Below are 6,979 nucleotides of genomic sequence, written 5' to 3' on the forward strand. Positions count from 1 at the left end.
TAGGCCTCCACAACTTCAGAAACCAGCAGTTCCATAGACCAGCCGTCTCCAATGATATGATGCATCGATAAAAAGAACACATACTCCTGCTCTTTTAACTTCAACAGCGAAGCTCTTATAAGAGGCGCCTGTTCTAAATCAAAGATCTCCTGGTTTCTTTTTTCTATATACTTTGCAATAGCCTCTTGCTGGTTTTCTGCAAAACTGAAGTCTTCACTGGATATCTTAAAATCTAATTGTTCGCCTGGGATAATATACTGCCTGATATCACCCTTATTATCTGCTTTGAAATATGTTCGTAGTATTTCATGACGATTTATTAAAAGCCTAAACGATTCTTCGAATTTATCGGTGTCTATATTTCCTTTTAGCGTAACTGCTCCTGGCATATTATACGCCAGCGAACCGCCTTCCAGCTGGCTCATTATCCACAATCGTCTTTGAGAAGCCGTTAAGGGATAAGATTCACTTTCAGGTGCCTTCGGGATTCCAATATATTCACTATCTCCTTTATATCGACTGAAAAAATCAATTAAATCTTTTTTATAAAATTTTATTTCATTTAATATATCTTCTGTAATAACTCCAACTGGAGCTTTAATATCTAGTTTTCCATCAATTACCTCAATATTCACATTTGATTGAAATAATTTTTTAAGTAGTATTTGCATTATTTTATTGGAATTTACTGTTTAATTGTTCTTCTAACCCCATTTTCATTACTGTTGTTTTTTCCAGTTTTATTTTTCTAATACGATAGTTAGCTTTTTTAAAAAATAAAATTTTCAGTAGTTTCATTATCTAGATTTACCGCATAAGTCATCTGTATATTTTCGATTAAAGTGGCCTGGCTTTCCAATACCATATTTTTAAATATGTCATTGAAAGTAATTTTTACATCAATTTCTTTATAGATAAGATTCATTAATCTTGTAACTGACAAACTATTTCCTCCTAATTCAAAAAAGTTATCTGTTACTCCAATTCTTTCAATTCCCAGTACCTCCTGCCATATGGCAGCCAGTTTTTCCTCTGTTTCATTTCTTGGGGCTACGTATTGATTTCTGATAAGGTCTTCTCCATCTACTCCAGGCAAAGCTTTACGGTCTATTTTTCCATTTGGAGTAAGAGGTAATTCATCAAGTTCTACGTAAAACGCCGGAACCATATAATCGGGTAGTTTGTCTTGAAGAAAACTTCTCAGTTCTGATTTGTCAATGCTTTCTGAAGCTGTAAAATAGGCGATCAAAACTTTTCCTTCATTGGATTCTTTTGTCTCTACTACTACTTGTTTTAAATCAGATTCATATTGCAAAATGGCATGCTCAATCTCACCAAGCTCGATGCGGAATCCGCGAATCTTAACCTGATAGTCCTTTCTGCCCATAAACTCAATGTTGCCATCAGAAAGCCAACGGCCGAGATCTCCTGTGTCATACATTCTTTCTCCCTCTATAAAAGGATTAGCAATGAATTTCTCCTGGGTAAGCTCTGGCTTATTCAAATACCCGCGGGCTACTCCTGCGCCTGATATAAACAGCTTTCCAGAAGAACCTATTGGAACAATCTGCAACGCATCATCTAAGATGTAAATCTGAGTGTTGGATATAGATTTACCGATAGGAATAACTCTTTTCTCTACAGCATTTCCTGTTGATTGATAAATAGATACGCAAACGGCACACTCTGTAGGACCATAAGCATTATAATACGCGATTTCTGATGCTGTAACTCTCAGGGCTGTACCAGGATCAGCTGATTCACCGGCGGTAATAATACATCTTAGTCCTGAGAGATCTTCATTGCTCAATAAAGCTAAATAACTCGGAGGAAAAGTTACAACTGTTGATTGCTTGGCTTTTAGAAATTTTACAAACTCTTCTTTATCTTTAATGGTTTCTTCACTCGGAATACATAAGGTGGCACCACTGTACAAACTCATCATAATCTCGGATATGGAAGCATCAAAAGCAACAGAAGCAAACCAGACTACTTTGTCGTTTTGGGTAATACCAAAGGTTTTAATCTGATTCAAGGACATATTGACATTACTACTATGCTCCACCATAACGCCCTTAGGCTGTCCTGTAGAACCTGAAGTGTAAATGACATAGGCCAAATCACCTGACTTATTAATAGGGTCCGGATTCTCTTTTCCATATTTATATCTTTCTAAATTACATAACATCATTTCCTCTTCATCGAGAACTATCTTGCATTTGCAATCTTGTTCAATATAAGTTATGCGGTCTTGAGGATAATTAACGTCGATTGGAAGATATGCTGCTCCGGATTTCAATACTCCTAAAAGAGCTACAATCATTTTATCACTTTTAGCCAGCTTTACTCCCACCAGATCATCTGGTTTAATTGCATAATTTTCTCTTAAATAATAAGCCAACTGATTCGACTTCTCATTAAGTTCCTGATACGTTAGTTTATTATTTTCAAAAATAACGGCAATATTATTTGGTGTTTTTCTAACCTGTTCTTCAAATAAATCTATGATTGTCTTTTCTTTTGGATACGCTGCATTTGTATCGTTGAATGCTGCCAATAACTGATTCTGTTCTTCAAATGTTAAGTAGTCAATCTCTTTCATCAACCTTTCGGGCTGTTCTATCGATTCTCTTATCAGGTTTTCAAAATGGGTAAACATTCTTTCGATCAGATATTCCTCATAGATATCTGTATTATAGGAAATCATTAAACTCAATCCATCTGATTCGACGAAAGTAAAAATAATATCAAACTGGGCGGTAGCGCTGGAAAATTCATAAGGTCCCATCTCAAGGTCTCTCAGTTCTTCTCCTTTCAGATTATTCAATTGACTCTGATTTTGCAAAACAACCGAAACGTCAAATAATGCGGAACGGCTCGGATCTCTCTGCAGATTTAACTTTCCTACTAAGGCGTCAAATGGATAATTCTGATGTTCATAAGCGCCTAAAAGCGTATTTTTCTGGGCTGATACCAGATCTAAAAAGCTGTCGTCCGGTTCAAATCTCGTGCGGATAGCAAGTGTATTTAAATACAACCCCAGCTGATTCTCTAAATCAGGATGCTCTCTGCCGGCTATTGATGTTCCCACTATAATGTCATTCTGACCTGAATATTTATATAATAAAGTATTGATCCCGGCCATAAGTGTCATAAACAACGTAACGTCCTGCGCTTTTGAAAATGCTTTTAGTTCCTCTAAAAATGCTTGCGAAAAATGATGGCTGATATTAGCCCCATTATAGGTCTTAACCAAAGGACGTGTCTTAAAACTCGGAAGGTCTAAAACAGGCAGCTCTCCCGCAAATTGATTCAGCCAATAAGCTTCAGAAGCTTGATTTTTGGCTTGTTGCAATGTGTCATTGAGCCAAACAGCATAATCTTTATACTGAATGCCCAATTCAGGAAAATCAACTTTTTTACCCTGTATTAATCTGTTATAGGTCTCTACAACTTCAGACACCAGCAGTTCCATAGACCAGCCGTCTCCAATGATATGATGCATTGATAAAAAGAAAACATACTCCTGTTCTTTTAACTTCAACAGCGAAGCTCTTAAAAGAGGTACCTGTTCTAAATCAAAAATCTCATGTTTTCTTTCTTTTATATACGTTGCAATGGCTTCTTGCTGGTTTTCCGTAAAACTGAAGTCTTCACTGGATATCTTAAAATCTAATTGTTCTCCCGGGATAATATATTGCCTGATATCACCCTTGTTATCTGCTTTGAAATACGTTCGTAGTATTTCATGACGATGTAGTAAAAGCCTAAACGATTCTTCGAATTTATTGGTATCTATATTTCCTTTTAACAAAACTGCTCCGGGCATATTATACGCCAGTGAACCGCCTTCTAACTGGCTCATGATCCATAATCCCCTTTGAGAAGCCGTTAAGGGATAAGATTCGTTTTTAGGTGCCTTCGGGATCGCGATATATTCGCTTTCCTGCAGTTCTTTACTTAATTTTTCAATGGTTGGGTTTGCAAAAAACAATTTAATCGTAATCGTTTTTCCAAATTGTTTATGGATTCTGTTCACTACCTGAGCTACTGATAAACTGTGTCCCCCTAATTCAAAAAAGTTATCTGTTACCCCTACTTTTTCAATTCCAAGTACCTCCTGCCATATGGTAGCAAGCTCTTCTTCTTTCTTGTTTTTTGGTAATACATATTCTCCTCGTATAAGGTCTTCTCCTTCTACTCCGGGCAAGGCTTTACGGTCTATTTTTCCATTTGGATTCAGCGGTAACTCATCCAGTTCGATATAAAAACCAGGAACCATATAATCGGGTAATTTTCCTTGAAGAAAACTCCTTAATGCTGATTTGTCTATACTTTCTGAAGTTGTAAAATAAGCAATCAGAACCTTCTCATGGTTGGATTCTTTTGCCTCTACTATCACTTGTTTTAAATCCTCGGAATACTGTAAAATGGCAGTCTCTATCTCCTCAAGTTCGATGCGGAAACCGCGAATTTTAACTTGTTGATCCTTTCTTCCAATATATTCTATATTTCCGTCTAGTAACCATCGGCCCAAATCTCCTGTATCATACATTCTTTCTCCCTCGATAAAAGGATTAAGAATAAATTTCTCCTGGGTTAGCTCGGCTCTGTTTTGATAACCTCGTGACAATCCTGCCCCTGATATATATACTTTTCCAGTGACACCAATTGGTAAAAGTTGAAATGAATCATCCAATATGTAAATTTGGGTGTTGGAAAGTGGTTTGCCAATAGGAATTGTTTTATATTCTTTATCTTGTATTAAATAACACGTACTATAGGTCGTATCCTCTGAAGGACCATATAAATTTCTGACTTCTATTCTATTTGTTGGAAGTTTTTTAACAATATCAAGCGGCACTATTTCACCACCCATATTAATAAAAACTATATTCTTTAAATCTAAATTATCCTCTAATAGCTTTCGAATTACAGAAGGCACAGTATCTAATACAATTTTGCTTTCTTTATTTATATAATCCTTTATTTCCAATGCATTTCTTAGAACTCTTATTTTTTTTCCTATCGATAAAGTATAGAAAATTTCATAAACTGACATATCAAAACAGTAGGAAGTTGTAGCATACATCACTTCAAATTTTGATGAATCAAATTCAAATCGAGACCAATTAATCAATTCAACTGCATTTTTATTCTCCACCATTACTCCTTTAGGTTTTCCGGTAGATCCTGAAGTATAAATCAAATAAGCTAAATCATTAGCGGTACTAATCTTTGCAATATTTTCCTTTGAAAACTTATCCTGAACCTGTATAAAATTATTTAAAATATTCTCATCAATAACGGCTTTACAGCTGCTATCCTCTTCGATATATGCGATGCGGTCTTGCGGATAATTAACATCTATAGGAACATAAGCGGCCCCAGATTTTAATATTCCCAAGATCGTTATAATCATGTTTTCGGTTCTATCCATCTTTATCCCTATCAGATCATCTGCTCTGATAGCGTAGTTTTCTCTCAGATAATAGGCTAGCTGATTGGACTTCTCATTAAGTTCCTGATACGTGAGTTTTGTTTGTTCAAAAACAACAGCTACATTATCAGGGGTTCTTTCAACCTGCTCTTCAAATAAATTGACCAAAGTATAGTCTGTAAGCGGTTCTAATGCTACACCATTAAATCCAACTAACAATTGATTTTTTTCTTCCGGGGTTAAATAATCAAGGCTGTTTAAAGCGCTGGTTTTATGAACACTAAATGCTTTTACCAGATTAAAAAGATGATGGGTAATTCTTTTAATAAGCTGCGCATCATATATATTAGAATTGTAATTAAGTTCAACAATCAATGACAACGACGAAGGAAGCATTGTAATGTGAAAATCATAATTGCTTTGTTCGAATACTTCAATAGATTCTACGGTGAGCTGGTTTTCGCTGTTTTCCATATCGGCCTTGACAATATCCTGTACCGGATAATTCTCAAAAGCCATAATATGGCCGATCAGGTTCATGCCCACTTCACTTTGGGACTGAACATCTGAGAGGTTCATATAATGGTGCGCTTTGCTCCAGATCGATTCCTGCTGGATTTGTTTTAATAAATCCAACGGAGTATCTCCATCATTATACCTTACCCTTACCGGAATGGTATTGATAAACAATCCGATCATATCCTCAACTCCTTCCAAATCTGCTGGCCTTCCTGAGACCACAGTTCCAAAGACAACATCCTGAGTGTTATTATATTTGGATAATAAATAACCCCATACCCCTTGCATAAATGTGTTTTGGGTCACTCCAATCTCTGCGCAGAGTTCATTTAATCCTGCATATAAATCACCCTCTATTATAAGTCTTTCTTTGGATTCTAAATAGGTATTATTTTGCTTTGATCCTGTTGTAAACGGGATTCTGGCAACATGCTCATAGCCTTGTAAATATGTTTTCCAATAACCAAGAGATTCCTGTGTATTAACACGATCTAACCATTGGATATAGTTCGAATACGCAATGGGTTTGGGTAAATCCAGCGGGGTCTTCTGATCTGTCGCATGCAGGAGCTGGTAGAAGTCTTTAATTAAAATACTCATACACCAGCCATCGGAGAGAATATGATGGTGGCTCCATATGAATTCATACTGCTCATCACCCAGATCCAGTACCCCAAGTCGCATCTGTGAAGGGGTTTCCAGATCAAATCCTAATGTCTTGTCTTCTAATTTTACTAACGCTATATAATCTGCCGGTGCGATCCCCTGGGGGATTTGACGGTATGAAAAATGATTTGCGACTTGCTTTCTCACCAATTGTAAAGGGTGGTCACTCAGATCGTAGGTAAAACTTGTTCGCAGTACCCCATGTCGGGATACTAATTTAGTATACGATTCTTCGATAGAGGCAATACTCAGACCAGGGGCTTTTATCCTGTAGGACATCTGCTCGAAATACATCGGGTTGGATTTATCAGAGAGCCAGTGGTAGTAGATCCCTTGCTGTAACGGAGAAAGTTT

The 6,979-nt window shown here is 36.6% G+C and carries 2 protein-coding genes; both read right to left on the minus strand.

Annotation, left to right across the window (positions count from 1 at the left end):
• Positions 1–671, minus strand: a 671-nt coding sequence (locus EV144_RS23995; protein WP_243854744.1) for a condensation domain-containing protein, incomplete at its 3' end; no start/stop codon positions are given.
• A 98-nt stretch (positions 672–769) separates the two neighbouring features.
• On the minus strand, positions 770–6,979 hold a 6,210-nt coding region (locus tag EV144_RS24000), incomplete at its 5' end, for a non-ribosomal peptide synthetase (RefSeq protein WP_134151673.1).

The organism is Flavobacterium sp. 270 (assembly GCF_004368785.1).
GTDB lineage: Bacteria > Bacteroidota > Bacteroidia > Flavobacteriales > Flavobacteriaceae > Flavobacterium.